The 11,920-nt window shown below is 57.9% G+C and carries 9 protein-coding genes; 8 read left to right on the forward strand and 1 reads right to left on the reverse strand.

The genetic code is table 11. From position 1 onward, the window contains the following. Nucleotides 1-131 precede the first annotated feature (131 nt). The gene (locus ACMGGR_RS21010) at nt 132-1,286 is read left to right on the forward strand and encodes a NapC/NirT family cytochrome c (protein ID WP_414147791.1); all 1,155 of its coding nucleotides are present in this window, start codon (nt 132-134) and stop codon (nt 1,284-1,286) included. After that, a complete protein-coding gene (gene torA, locus ACMGGR_RS21015; RefSeq protein ID WP_414147792.1) occupies nt 1,276-3,744 on the forward strand; it encodes a trimethylamine-N-oxide reductase TorA in 2,469 nt (822 codons plus the stop codon). The genes ACMGGR_RS21010 and torA overlap by 11 nt, the downstream gene beginning before the upstream one ends. A gap of 42 nt (nt 3,745-3,786) precedes the next feature. Here the strand turns inward: torA and ACMGGR_RS21020 are convergent, their stop codons facing one another. Next, entirely contained in the window at nt 3,787-5,727 is a 1,941-nt protein-coding gene (locus tag ACMGGR_RS21020) for an autotransporter outer membrane beta-barrel domain-containing protein (RefSeq protein WP_414149012.1), read from the reverse strand. Nucleotides 5,728-5,926: 199 nt separating this feature from the next. Between ACMGGR_RS21020 and ACMGGR_RS21025 the strand changes: the two genes are divergently transcribed. The 6 genes from ACMGGR_RS21025 (at nt 5,927) to ACMGGR_RS21050 (ending at nt 11,898) form a co-directional block, all read left to right on the forward strand. Beyond that, entirely contained in the window at nt 5,927-6,490 is a 564-nt protein-coding gene (locus tag ACMGGR_RS21025; RefSeq protein WP_414147793.1) for a DNA-3-methyladenine glycosylase I, read from the forward strand. Between the two features lie 107 nt (nt 6,491-6,597). Further along, nucleotides 6,598-7,260 carry an OmpA family lipoprotein gene (locus tag ACMGGR_RS21030; protein WP_246760288.1) on the forward strand — a complete coding sequence of 221 codons (663 nt, stop codon included), beginning with the start codon at nt 6,598-6,600 and terminating at the stop codon, nt 7,258-7,260. A gap of 311 nt (nt 7,261-7,571) precedes the next feature. Next, on the forward strand, nt 7,572-8,594 hold the full coding sequence (locus ACMGGR_RS21035; protein ID WP_414147794.1) for a LacI family DNA-binding transcriptional regulator: 1,023 nt from the start codon (nt 7,572-7,574) through the stop codon (nt 8,592-8,594). A 176-nt stretch (nt 8,595-8,770) separates the two neighbouring features. Further along, complete coding sequence (locus ACMGGR_RS21040) at nt 8,771-9,520, forward strand: sugar phosphate isomerase/epimerase family protein (protein ID WP_414147795.1); 750 nt, start codon at nt 8,771-8,773, stop codon at nt 9,518-9,520. 3 nt (nt 9,521-9,523) lie between these two features. Beyond that, on the forward strand, nt 9,524-10,477 hold the full coding sequence (locus ACMGGR_RS21045; RefSeq protein ID WP_246760291.1) for a sugar kinase: 954 nt from the start codon (nt 9,524-9,526) through the stop codon (nt 10,475-10,477). A gap of 137 nt (nt 10,478-10,614) precedes the next feature. Beyond that, nucleotides 10,615-11,898 carry an MFS transporter gene (locus ACMGGR_RS21050; protein ID WP_246760292.1) on the forward strand — a complete coding sequence of 428 codons (1,284 nt, stop codon included), beginning with the start codon at nt 10,615-10,617 and terminating at the stop codon, nt 11,896-11,898. Nucleotides 11,899-11,920 lie beyond the last annotated feature (22 nt).

Genomic DNA, 11,920 nt, shown 5'->3' on the forward strand with positions numbered 1-11,920 from the left:
TGCTGCCTTTCTCTTTTTCTCTTCGCGTAACGCTGTACTTCTTGATTAGCCACAAACTTAGCCCACGGATTTTGTGGGATAAGTAGCTGCGTTTTTTTATGTAGCGATATCCATAGATTACAGGAGTTTATATGGAAGTTTTCAGCAAGGTCGGCTGGCGGTTTGGCCTGCTTGTTATCCTTGCCGTGGCGGGCGTTCTGCTGGTCATTGCGGGCGGCGTCACCGTGCTGCACAAAACCAGCGACACGGCTTTTTGCGTCTCTTGCCACAGTATGGAGAGGCCGCTGGCGGAGTATCAGGGCAGCATTCACTTCCAGAATCACGCCGGTATCCGTGCCGAATGCGCCGACTGCCACATTCCCGAACAGCCGATCGGCTGGATGACGACCAAGCTGGCCGCGACAAAAGATCTGCTGGGCGAACTGACCGGCAAGCTGGACAGCGAAGAAAAATATAACGCGCACAAGCTGGCCATGGCGGAATCGGTGTGGAAGAAAATGAAGGCCGACGATTCCGCTACCTGCCGCAGCTGCCATAGCTTTGCGGCGATGGATATCCTCGCGCAGCAGCCTGAAGCGCGGAAAGCGCATCCCGTTGCGATGAAAGAAGGGCAAACCTGCATCGACTGCCACCGGGGCGTGGCGCATATTCTGCCCGATATGCGCGACAGCAATGCTTCCGGCGCGGCGCAGCTGGTTGCGCTGGCCTCGGCCACCAAAACCGGTAACGGCCCGCTTTACCCCATCAGCACGCAGCCTTTTACCCTTTCGCCTGAAAGCGGCCCGGCGGCAGGCACGCTGTTTCCGGCCACCAGGCTCACGGCTTATCAACAAAAGAACGGCCGCACCGAGGCGGAACTTCAGGGCTGGCAGCAGGACGGCGCGCCCGGCGTGATTTACGCCGCAATGGGCAAGCGCATAATCAGCGCGCTGGTCACGGACGACGCCGCGCCGCAGATAAAAATCCTCTCTTCGCAGCAGGACCAACAAACGGAAACCCTGTGGCATCGGGTTTCATTACGTCTGTGGACGGCAACGGACGTGCTGGTTGAGGACAGGGAAAAAATCTGGCAATACGCCGCTGGCCTGATGAGCGCTAACTGCACGGGCTGCCACGGACTGACCGCGCCCGATCACTATACGGCGAACCAGTGGACGGGGGTAATCAAAGGAATGGCGTCGCGAACCTCGCTGGATAAGGAACAGCTACGCCTGCTGACGCGCTATGCCCAGCAGCACGCCAGCGATATGGCCCAGCATGCGCAAGGAGAGAAAAATGGACAATAAAGCAATTACCCGCCGCTATTTTCTGCAGGCCAGCGGTACTTTACTGGCGGCAGGCTCGCTCGATCTTGTTTACAGCAAATCGGTACTGGCGCAGGCCATCGATAAAGCGCTACCGCTGTTTAAGGCGCTACGCCCGGCGCAACAGGGCATCCTGACCGCCGCACACTGGGGCGCCTTTGAAGCGCTGACGGAAAACGGAAAAATGGTCGGGGTGCGCGCCGTGCAGGATGACCCGGCGGCCAACGAGCTGATCGAAATGGCTCCTTACCAGGTTCACGCCAGCAACCGCATCACCGCGCCGATGGTGCGCCAGAGCTGGCTGGAGAACGGGCCGGGCAGCCGCCCCGATCTGCGCGGGCGCGATCGGTGGGTAAAAGTGAGCTGGGACAAGGCTATTGAGCTGGTCAGCGACCAGATCCGCAGGCTACAAAAAGAGCACGGCCCTTCGGCTATCTATGCCGGATCCTACGGCTGGAAAAGCACCGGCATGCTGCATAACTGTCGCGCGCTGCTGCATCGGCTGATGAACCTGTCCGGGGGGTTTCTGGGCTACAGCGGCGACTACTCTACCGGAGCCGCACAGGTGATCATGTCGCATGTCGTTGGCTCAATGGAGGTGTACGAACAGCAGACCAGCTGGCCGGTAGTGATTGAACACAGCGAGCTGGTGGTGCTGTGGGGCTGCAATCCTTCGGTGACGCTGAAAAACAGCTGGAACGTGCCGGATCACGTCGGGCTGGAAGGGTTTGCCGCGCTGGCGGCCAAAGGCACGCCGGTTATCTGCATCGATCCCATTTTTAACGCCAGCGCCCGAGAGCTGAACGCCGAATGGATAGCGCCGAAAGCCTATACCGACGCCGCGATGATCCTCGGTCTGGCGCATACGCTGCTGGTGGAGAAGCGCCACGATGAAGCTTTTTTACAGCGTTATACGACGGGCTTCGATAAGTTTCGTGCTTATCTGCTGGGCGAAAGCGACGGCACGGTGAAAAGCGCGGAATGGGCCAGCGAAATTTGCGGCATTGCGCCGGAACAGCTGCGCCAGCTGGCAAGAAGAATGGCCAGCCAGCGCACCATGATCATGGCCGGATGGGGTATTCAGCGCCAGCACCACGGCGAGCAGCCGCACTGGCTGCTGGTCACCCTGGCCGCCATGCTCGGCCAGATTGGCCTGCCCGGCGGCGGTTTCGGCTTTAGCTATCACTACTCGTCCGGGGGCAGCCCGACGGCAAAAGGCGGCATCCTTTCCGGCATCAGCGCAGGCAACGCGCCAGCCGGCTCGCCGCCCCCCATCCCCGTTGCCCGCATCGCCGACTGTCTGGCCAATCCGGGCAAAAAGCTGGCGTTTAACGGCAAAGAGGTGACCTATCCTGACGTCAAAATGGTTTACGTGGCGGGCGGTAATCCTTTCCATCATCACCAGGACACCAATAATTTACGCCAGGCCTGGCAACGGCCGGAAACCATTGTGGTGCACGAGCCGTACTGGACGGCGACCGCCAGATACGCTGACATCGTGCTGCCCTGCACCACCAGCTTTGAGCGCAACGATATGGATATGGGCGGCGACTATTCGCAGCTTTATCTTTTCCCGATGCGTCAGTGCGTGCCGCCGCAGCATCAGGCGCGTAACGACTTCGACATTTTTCAGGCGATAGCGGCGCGGCTGGGCGTGGAGCAGGCTTTTACCGAAGGCCGGGACGAGATGCTGTGGCTGAAAACGATGTATGACGGGATGAAGCAGCAGGCAAGAAACGCCGGGGTCGCGCTGCCGCCGTTTGACATGTTCTGGCAGTCTGACAGCTACATTCGCTTTCCTGTTCCGCCGGAGAACAAACGGTGGGTACGCTTTGCCGATTACCGCGAAGATCCGCTGCTTAATCCTCTGGGAACGCCCAGCGGGAAAATTGAAATCTACTCGAAAACCATCGCCAGTATGCGCTACGACGACTGCGCCGGGCTGCCGGGCTGGCAACCGCCTTATGAGTGGCACGGCAGCCCGATAGCGCAGCGTTATCCGCTGTCGTTAAACACCGCCCATCCGGTGAACCGCCTGCATTCCCAGCTGGATAACACGCCGCTGCGCGAAAAATATGCCGTCAGCAATCGTGAGGCGATCCTGATTAATCCGCAGGATGCCGCGGCCAGAGATATCCGCTCGGGGGATCTGGTCAGGGCCTTTAACGATCGCGGCCAGATTCTGGTTGGCGCGGTGGTCACCAGCGATATCCGCGCTGGCGTGGTGCGCATCAGCGAAGGCGCCTGGTACGATCCTGCCGATCCCGCTGAACCGATGGCGCTGTGCAAAAATGGCAACGTTAACTGCCTGACTTTTGATCTCGGCAGCTCGCGGCTGGCGCAGGGAAACTGCGGTCAGATGGCACAGCTGGAAATAGAAAAATTCACCGCCGCCGCGCCGGTCAATACCGCTCATGCGGTGCCGGAAAGCGCTGTGTAGGTGGCAGGCTCAGGCGCGACAGGCCGTCGCGCCCCTTTTCTTTCAAAAGCGCGCGCTCACGCCCAGGTTATACATAAACTGTTCGCCAGAGCTAAGGCCACCGGTCTGCGACACCGAAGCAAAAGCCGCCACGCTGTCGCCCAGCGGCAGATGCGCGCCAACCGTTACGTCTACCCAGTTAGTGTCCTGCTGTGCCGAATCGCGCACGAAGGACGTCTGCGTCGATTTCAAACCGCCACCGGCACGCCAGACGTTATCGCCAAACTGGTGGTTATAGCTGACTTCCGCCCACGGATTGATCCAGCCCAGCTCGGAATCTACTCGCCAGCCCAGTGCGCCCGTTTGCGAATGGTAGTTTTGATCGGCAAAACGCATTGCGGTGCTGCTGGCTCCCCTTTCGCTATAGCCGTCGACCGAACTGTAATCGAGCGCGTACTGCGCCACCGGCCCGGTAGTCAGCCAGTTTGCCAGCGGGAAATCCCAGCCTGTCGTTACCCGCGCGCCCAGCTGTTTACCGTCCGTGTCACCTTTTTCTGTACGGCTCGCCGGGCCGATCGTCATGCTGCGGTTGATATCGTCATAGCTGGCGAAAGCGTAGTGCGCATCTGCATTGATCCAGCCGTGGTCAAAAAAGGCCAGCTCACTGTAGGCCGACAGCAGCCAGCCGCGCATTTTGTAGTCATAGCGCGACGAGGGATGCTGCGTATCGTCAGAGCCGGAGACCAGCGCCCCTACCAGCAGATTATCGGTCAGCTTATAATCCAGGCCCAGCGTCAGATTATGGCTGGTGGCGTTGCCGTCGCCCGCCGCCTGGTTCGCTGCATAGTCATAGTGCTGCCCGGCGTAGCCGCCAAAAAGCGTTAGCGAGCCTTGCGGATTGTCACCGTGGCGCTGCTGCTGCAAGCGGCTGTCGAGCGTGGACCGCGCATCGCGGGACATTGCCAGCGTGGCCTGATTCAGCGCCACAACCTGAGCGGGCCCGTCGAGTATGGACTGAATATAATCGGCAATCAGCTGATGCGTGCCGGGGCCGGGATGCAAATGGTCGGCAAACAGAAACGCCTGCTCGCTGGAAAAACCAGGCGTAGAGGTACCGCAAACCGCAGCTGAAACGCCGGGCGGACAGGCCATGCCGACGGTATTGGTCAGCCCATAGCTGGCCGGATCGCTGAGAATTTCTTTAAACAGGCCGTTGATATCCACGCGCACAATGTTGCCCTTAAGCTGCGCCAGCTGGCTCTCTTCCTGCTGGTTATAGCTGTCGGTCAGCGCGCTGGCCTGTTCGCTCAGGCTTTGCCAGGCGGCATAGAGCTGGTTGGCTATCGTTTGCCGCACCGCCGCCACGCTGCTGACCTGCCCGGCAGCGGCGTATAAAGCCTGCTGAATTGCCTGGTTACGGCTGTCGGACGTCAGCGTTGGCTGGCTGTTTAACGAGGCAAACGCGGCGGTAAGCGCCGCGCTGGCGACGGGTGCCAGCGTGGCCTGAATAAGGGTCTCAAGCAGCACGGGCGCCGCACCGATATTGGGCACGGTGGGCACGATAACCGTATCGGCTCCGGCCGCCAGCAGCGTCTGTACCTGGCTGGCGGCGGCAGAGGCGCTGCCGCTGATAATGCTTTGCGCCTGCACAGGATTCAGGGCGGCGGCGGCGAGATCGTTGCCGCCAACCCAGTGAATATAAAGGCCGTCGCTGTCCGCTGCGCCGCCGTTCGCGGCAAGATAGGCGGCAACCTGGCTGGCCGTATTGTTTTCGGCATTGAGCGAAGCCGAAGCCACGGCATCACCGGCAGCATAGTTGGTGCCGCCCGTAGAGGAGGGCTGAAGCGACTGATTGATTTTCGCCGACAGGATCTCATCGTACAAAGGATGGCGGCTGCTATCCCACGTATAGCGGCCGTTATTGCCGCCATCGCTTAAGCTGTCGCCGAACACATAAACCTGGTCCCAGCCAAACAGCGGTGACGTTGAAAACAGGTACAGCATGCCTGCGCTCCCAACAGCGCACAGATTTAAGCTTTTCTTTAACATGAAAGTGACTCCAGAAAAGAGCCCAAAGACGCAGAGCCGCGCCGGTTATTTTGTTGCTATCATCATCAACCCGTCAGATAACTATTGCCCGATCCGCGATTACGTCAAGCGATTTCAGGCTAATTTTTAATCACATTTAATAAGGGACTTTACTATGCAGCGCTGCGGCTGGGTGACTCAGGATCCCCTTTATCTTGCCTATCACGATACGGAATGGGGCATTCCGCTGACCGACACGCAAAGTTTGTTTGAGATGCTGTGCCTGGAGGGACAAATGGCTGGCCTGTCCTGGCTGACGGTTCTGAAAAAACGCGAGAACTACCGCCGGGCGTTTTTTCATTTCGATCCGCAAAGGCTGGCGCTGATGGAGGAGTCGGACGTGGATAGGTTGATGCTCGACAGTGGCTTAATTCGCCATCGCGGCAAGCTCTCCGCCATTATCGCCAACGCGCGTGCGCTGCTGGCCATGGAAGCAAAAGGCGAGGCTTTTAATACTTTTGTCTGGCAGTTTGTCGACGGGAGGCCGCTAGTTCAGCGCTACAGCAATTATCGTGACGCGCCGACCTGTAGCGATGCTTCCCTTGCTATGTCTAAAGCATTAAAAAAACGGGGTTTTAAATTTGTTGGCACGACCACCTGTTATTCGTTTATGCAGGCCTGCGGTCTGATCAGCGACCATATTACCGGCTGTTTTTGCCATCCGGATAATCTTAAGTAGTCTCTCTTTACAATTTAAGAAGATAACACGGTTTTTTTTCTGCACGGCGACGGCATAATCGTTTTTTTCGGGCAATTTTGCCTGCCGCTGTTCAGGAATAGCTACTTATGAAAAAACGTTTAATTACGCTCGCTCTGGTTTTGAGCGGCACGCTTGCGGTGTCCGGCTGTACCACTAATCCTTATACTGGCGAACGCCAGGCGGGCAAAGCCGGCATCGGCGCGGGCCTGGGCGCGGCGCTGGGCGCTGGCGTGGGCGTGCTCTCTTCGTCGAAAAAAGACCGTGGCAAAGGCGCGCTGATTGGCGCAGCGGCGGGCGCGGCGCTCGGCGGCGGCGCGGGCTACTATATGGATGTTCAGGAAGCCAAACTGCGCGATAAAATGCGCGGCACCGGCGTCAGCGTGACCCGCTCGGGCGACAATATCATCCTGAATATGCCAAACAATGTAACTTTTGACAGCAGCAGCAGCACGCTGAAACCAGCAGGTGCCAATACGCTCAGCGGCGTGGCGATGGTGCTGAAAGAGTATCCGAAAACCGCCGTCAACATTGTGGGCTATACCGACAGCACCGGCAGCCGCCAGCTCAATATGACGCTGTCACAGCAGCGCGCCGACAGCGTAGGCAGCTCGCTGATTACCCAGGGCGTTGCGGCAGGCCGCATTCGCACCAGCGGTATGGGCCCGGCAAATCCTGTCGCTTCCAACAGTACAGCAGAAGGCAAAGCGCAGAACCGTCGCGTAGAAATTACGCTTAGCCCGCTACAGTAAGCATTTACGGCCTCACCTCACCAGGCGTACTGCTGAGGCTGTTGCTCCCGGGCGCAGAAAACGCCCGCTCAGCCCGGACCGTTCATGGTCCGGGCTGCTTTATACCGCGCTCGTCTGATTTTGCCTTTCTGCTGATTTGATTTCTCCCCTCTTTTTAGCTTTCTGCTCTGTTAACCCCGGCTGGCGGTGTGCGGACCTGTACTTATGCTTTATGATGGCGCGATCCGCTGTCGATCATGACAACCGGCCTGACCATCGGGCCCGCTAATGATCAAAGCCACGCTTATTTTTTTACTCGTTCAAGGATCGCCATGAACCGCCAGGCCGCACGCGCGACTATCAGCGACGTTGCCAAAGCAGCAAAAACCGGTAAAACCAGCGTTTCTCGTTACCTCAACGGCGAGCAACATCTTTTGTCCGCTGATTTAAAACAGCGCATTGAAACGGCTATCGCGGCGCTGAACTATCGTCCCAGCCAGATGGCGCGCGGGCTGAAACGCGGACGCACAAGGTTGATTGGGCTGATCATTGCGGATATCACCAACCCCTATTCCGTTGACGTGATGTGCGGCATTGAAGCGGCGTGCCGTGCGCGGGGCTTTACGCTGCTAATGTGTAACACCAATAACGAGGTGGATCAGGAGCAGCACTACCTGAATTTATTAAGCAGCTATCAGGTAGAGGGCATCGTGGTCAATGCCGTGGGCATGCGTGAAGAAGCGCTAAGCCACCTGCAGCAATCTCTGCTGCCAATGGTGTTGATTGACCGTAAAATTCCCGATTTCGCCTGCGATGTGGTAGGGCTGAACAACAAGGAAGCGGCAAGCCTGGTTACGCGTCATCTGATGGATCAGGGCTTTGAGTCGGTGCTGTTTGTTACCGAGCCGCTCGGCACCGTTAATACTCGCCACGAGCGTCTACAGGCGTTTAAAGAGATCATGACGGCTTATCCGCAGCGGCACGCTGAACAGGCTGAAGTGAAGCTGAACGACGTGCAGCGGCTGGATGAACTGCTCCAGGATTTTTATCAGCGCCAGCGCGATCGGCGTGCGGCGGTGCTGGTGGTAAACGGTGCGCTAACGCTTCAGGTTACGCGCGCCATGAAGCGCCTTGGCCTCGACTGGGGCAAAGAGCTGGGCCTGCTGGGGTTTGATGAGCTGGAATGGGCAGAGCTGGCTGGCGGCGGTATTACCACGCTGAAGCAGCCTACCCGCCAGATCGGCTATGCCGCGCTGGAGCAGGTTATTCGCCGTATTGAAGGCGACGAAGCGCCGCCGCTCGAGCAGGTTTTCTCTGGTGAACTGATTGTGCGGGGATCGACGAAATTCGCCTGATTTAAGCCTGTAATCAGTAAAAAAAGCCCGTTTTCTCTCCCTTTCTCTTTTTCCAGTCACGGACAAAATAATTGTCCACACCGTGAGCGCGATCATAAAACCGCGCTCTCCCCCTTCCTATTGGAACCGGTTCCATTTAACGTTTTTATAACGTCAGGGCGTCGCCCGGAGGAAAAGTGAAACCTGAAATAATTGTAGTGACGGCCGCCTATGGCCGCGACCGCCTTGATGAGCTGGGTGGACAGCAGGCCGTTGTGCCGATGATTGCCGCCGCAGGCGCGGACGGCGTGGAGATTCGCCGTGAACTGTTTAACGATGCGGAACTCAGCGATCTTGCCGCCTTGGGCAAAGTGATTGCCGATCACCGTCTTACCGCGTTTTATTCCGTACCGGAAGCGCTGTTCGCGCCCGACGGCACGCTGAATCCCAATCTGGATCGCCATTTTGCGGAAGCGGCGCAATTAAATGCCCAGCTACTAAAATATTCATTAGGCCATTATCAACAAGGTAGCAACTGGTCGGCGCTGCGTGAAAAGCTGGCCGCACGGACGCTTTGTCTGGTGGTAGAAAACGATCAGACGGCATGCGGTCGCCTGACCGCGCTGGAAAACTATTTTCATCAGCATAGCGAAACGCGCGTCGGCAACGGCATGACTTTCGATATGGGCAACTGGCTGTGGACGGGCGACAGTCCAACGGCGGCGGCGGCGCGGCTGGCCGATTTTGTCAGTTATATCCACGTAAAAGCGGTAGCGCCGATGGGCGATAGCTGGCGGGCAGTGGCGCTGGATGATGCCGACAGCCTGTGGCGCGAAACCCTGGCGCTGTTGCCCGCTGGCGTACCGCGCGGCATCGAGTTCCCGCTGGAAGGCGAAGATCTTGTCGCCGTTACGCGCCACTATGTCGAACTGCTTTCAGAGGTATAAACCATGACCATCCATGAAAACGGCACGCTGGATGCGGTCACCATCGGCGAAGCAATGGCGATGTTTATTGCCAGCGATACGGGTGACCTGGCGGCGGCAGAGCACTTTACCAAACGCATTGCCGGAGCCGAGCTAAACGTGGCTATCGGCCTGGCGCGGCTCGGGCTAAAAGTGGGCTGGGTCAGCCGGGTAGGCAATGACTCTTTTGGCCGCTTTACTCGCCAGCAGCTGGAAAAAGAGGGCGTCGATAGCCGTCAGGTGACGACCGACCCGCAATACCCTACTGGTTTTCAACTGAAATCCCGCGTGGAGGACGGTTCCGATCCGCTGGTGGAGTACTTTCGCAAAGGCTCGGCGGCAAGCCATCTTTCCATTGAAGATTTTAATCGCGACTATTTTGGCGCGGCGCGGCACCTGCATTTAAGCGGCGTTGCGGCCGCGATCTCCGACAGCTCGCTGGCGTTAGCAAAACATGCGGCGCAGGAGATGAAGCGGATGGGTAAAACTCTCTCTTTCGATCCTAATCTGCGCCCGGTGCTCTGGTCGAGCGAACGGGAAATGGTCACGCAGCTGAATACGCTGGCAGGCTTTGCCGACTGGGTATTGCCGGGCATCAGCGAGGGCAAAATACTCACGGGCCATAGCCAGCCGGAAGCGATCGCCGATTTTTATCTGGCGATGGGTGTTAAAGCGGTAATTATTAAAACGGGCTGCGAAGGCGCCTGGTTTAAAACCGCCGAGGGTGAAAAAGGTCTGGTGGCCGCGATCCAGACTGCCAACGTGGTGGATACCGTCGGCGCGGGCGATGGCTTTGCCGTAGGCGTGATCAGCGCTCTACTGGAAGGTAAAACGCTGCCGCAGGCGATTAAGCGCGGCAATAAAATCGGCTCGCTGGCTATTCAGGTGAGCGGCGACAGCGAAGGCTTACCCACGCGCGAAAAGCTGGGTGATTTCTGACGCTGAGCCAGCAATGGGGCACGCCCCGCAACGTTTTTAACAAGAAGCGCCAGGTATTTCCGTTCCTGACCCAACCATAACGAGCCGCAACGTACCCTACAGTAAGAGTGCGGCCGCCGCCAACAGAGGAAGAGATGATGAACGAGCAAAAAATCGCGCCTAAACGCTGGTGGTATATCATGCCCATCGTGTTTATCACCTATAGCCTGGCGTACCTTGACCGGGCCAATTTTAGCTTCGCCTCCGCCGCCGGTATCAATACTGATTTAGGCATCACGCACGGCATGTCGTCGCTGCTGGGCGCCCTGTTCTTTCTCGGCTACTTCTTTTTTCAGATCCCCGGCGCGATTTATGCCGAACGCCGTAGCGTAAAAAAACTGGTTTTCGTCTGCCTGGTGCTGTGGGGCGTTTGTGCTTCGCTGACCGGCATGGTCAGCAATGTTGCCATGCTGGCGGTTATCCGCTTTGTGCTTGGCGTGGTGGAAGCGGCGGTGATGCCTGCCATGCTGATCTATATCAGCAACTGGTTTACCAAATCAGAACGTTCGCGCGCCAATACCTTCCTGATTTTAGGCAACCCGGTGACGGTGCTGTGGATGTCCGTGGTGTCTGGCTATCTGATTAACGCCTTCGGCTGGCGAGAAATGTTTATTTTCGAAGGGATTCCGGCGGTAATCTGGGCCGTGGCCTGGTGGTTTATGGTGCAGGATAAGCCCGCCCAGGCCAAATGGCTGAGCGAAGATGAAAAAGCCGCGCTGCAGGCGCAGTTACAGAAAGAGCAGGAAAATATCAAAGCGGTACGCAACTACAGTGAAGCCTTCCGTTCGCGCAACGTGATTATTCTTTGCATCCAGTTCTTTACCTGGAGTATTGGCGTATACGGCTTTGTGCTCTGGCTGCCGTCTATCCTGCGTAACAGCATGCAGATGGGCATGGTAGAAGCGGGCTGGCTCTCTGCCGTACCCTATCTGGCCGCGACCGTGGCGATGATCCTCGCTTCCTGGGCTTCCGATAAGTTACAGAACCGCAAACTCTTTGTCTGGCCGCTGCTGTTAATTGGCGCGCTGGCATTTTTAGGCTCTTATCTGGTGGGCGCGCACAGCTTCTGGCTGTCGTTCAGCCTGCTGGTGCTGGCCGGTGCGGCAATGTATGCGCCCTATGGCCCGTTCTTTGCCATTATTCCAGAGATGCTGCCGCGTAACGTGGCGGGCGGCGCGATGGCGCTTATCAACGCGATGGGCGCGCTGGGCTCTTTCCTCGGCTCCTGGGTAGTGGGTTATTTGAACGGCGCCACCGGCAGTCCTTCAGCTTCGTATATCTTTATGGGGGCATCGCTGCTTATTTCGGCCTGGCTAACGCTGATTGTAAAGCCCGCAGCCAATGAGCAGCCTCCGATGCCGCATGGCGCTAAACACGCTTAATACGACGGGCCAGCCGGCCCGT

It is taken from the genome of Erwinia sp. BNK-24-b (assembly GCF_047456155.1).
GTDB lineage: Bacteria > Pseudomonadota > Gammaproteobacteria > Enterobacterales > Enterobacteriaceae > Erwinia > Erwinia phyllosphaerae.

What these genes read in the sequence shown, in the direction of transcription:
- ACMGGR_RS21010 (WP_414147791.1), top strand. Translation starts at nt 132, where the DNA reads ATGGAAGTTTTCAGCAAGGTCGGCTGGCGGTTTGGCCTGCTTGTTATC.
- torA (WP_414147792.1), top strand. Translation starts at nt 1,276, where the DNA reads ATGGACAATAAAGCAATTACCCGCCGCTATTTTCTGCAGGCCAGCGGT.
- ACMGGR_RS21020 (WP_414149012.1), bottom strand. Translation starts at nt 5,727, where the DNA reads ATGCTGTACCTGTTTTCAACGTCACCGCTGTTTGGCTGGGACCAGGTT.
- ACMGGR_RS21025 (WP_414147793.1), top strand. Translation starts at nt 5,927, where the DNA reads ATGCAGCGCTGCGGCTGGGTGACTCAGGATCCCCTTTATCTTGCCTAT.
- ACMGGR_RS21030 (WP_246760288.1), top strand. Translation starts at nt 6,598, where the DNA reads ATGAAAAAACGTTTAATTACGCTCGCTCTGGTTTTGAGCGGCACGCTT.
- ACMGGR_RS21035 (WP_414147794.1), top strand. Translation starts at nt 7,572, where the DNA reads ATGAACCGCCAGGCCGCACGCGCGACTATCAGCGACGTTGCCAAAGCA.
- ACMGGR_RS21045 (WP_246760291.1), top strand. Translation starts at nt 9,524, where the DNA reads ATGACCATCCATGAAAACGGCACGCTGGATGCGGTCACCATCGGCGAA.
- ACMGGR_RS21050 (WP_246760292.1), top strand. Translation starts at nt 10,615, where the DNA reads ATGAACGAGCAAAAAATCGCGCCTAAACGCTGGTGGTATATCATGCCC.